Genomic DNA, 1,090 nt, shown 5'->3' on the forward strand with positions numbered 1-1,090 from the left:
GGGATGAACCGGGCCGGGCCGTGGCTCAGCCGTCCTCCTCGGTGCCGGGGAACGGGGCGGCCCACGGCTCCGCGTCGAGCTCGACGCCGTTGGCCAGGTAGGCGATGGTGCGGTACCAGCCCGTGAGGACGAGGAGTTCCAGGAGTTGGGCGTCGTCGTAGTGCGGGCGCAGGGCGCCCCAGGCGGCAGGCGAGAGGCGGGCGGTGTCGTGCAGTTCGTCGGCGGCGGCGAGCAGGGCCGCCTGCCGGGGGGACCAGGTGGCGCTGGCTGCCAGCGGATCGTCGGCGGCGGTCGCCCGTAGCTGTTCGGGGGTGAGTCCGGCCTGCGGGGCGAGGGTGGCGGCGTGGACGCCCCACTCGTAGCCGCAGCCGGCGCGGGCGGTGGTGCGGGCGATCACGAGTTCGCGGTCGGCGGCGGGCAGGAGTCCGTGGCCGAGCAGGCCCGCGCCGAGGGCGAACATGCGGGAGGCGAGTTCCGGGTTGCGGTGCAGGACGCGGAACAGTGCGAGCGGTTCGTGCGCGGTGCCGGGCGGCATCCAGCGGCGCAGGGATCGTTCGATGTCGGCGGAGTAGGGCGGGGTGAGCGGTTCGATGCGCGGCATGCGGCGCCTCCTGCTGCTTCCATGTGCCTCAGTGCTTCTCTTTTCGAATCACTATCATGCTTCGGAAAGAGAAGCGCAAGCATGAACTGGGTACTCTTCGGCGCGCCCAAAGAACGGAGCACGGCATGGCAACGGAATCGAGCGCACCCCGCCCCGGACGCCCCGTCCGCGGTTCGGACTCGGGCCGCCCCGTGATGGCCGCGCTCGACCTGCTGGGACGGCGCTGGACGCTGCGCATCCTGTGGGAGCTGAGCCAGGCCCCGGCGGGCTTCCGCGATCTCCAGCGCCGGTGCGAGCGGATGTCCTCCAGCGTGCTCAGCACCCGCATCGCCGAGCTGACCGAGGCCGGGCTGCTCGCCCCGCAGGACGACGCCTACCGCCTCACCCCGCTCGGTGCCGACCTCGTCACCGCCCTCGGCCCGCTGACCGCCTGGAGCCACCGTTGGGCCGCCGAAACGGAGCCGCCCGGCGGTCGGCTCGGGTGAGCCG

General features: G+C 73.3%; 2 protein-coding genes. One reads left to right on the forward strand and one right to left on the reverse strand.

Translation table 11 applies throughout. The features are described from left to right. Positions 1-25: 25 nt before the first annotated feature. Positions 26-601 carry a carboxymuconolactone decarboxylase family protein gene (locus ACFU6K_RS39540; RefSeq protein ID WP_380671587.1) on the reverse strand — a complete coding sequence of 192 codons (576 nt, stop codon included), beginning with the start codon at positions 599-601 and terminating at the stop codon, positions 26-28. A 125-nt stretch (positions 602-726) separates the two neighbouring features. Here ACFU6K_RS39540 and ACFU6K_RS39545 point away from each other — a divergent pair, with 125 nt between their 5' ends. After that, positions 727-1,086 (forward strand): winged helix-turn-helix transcriptional regulator, encoded by a 360-nt coding sequence (locus tag ACFU6K_RS39545; RefSeq protein WP_380671589.1) that lies wholly within the window; start codon positions 727-729, stop codon positions 1,084-1,086. The last annotated feature ends 4 nt before the right edge of the window (positions 1,087-1,090 follow it).

The sequence above is a fragment of the Kitasatospora sp. NPDC057512 genome (assembly GCF_042802135.1).
In the GTDB taxonomy this organism is placed as follows: Bacteria; Actinomycetota; Actinomycetes; order Streptomycetales; family Streptomycetaceae; genus Kitasatospora.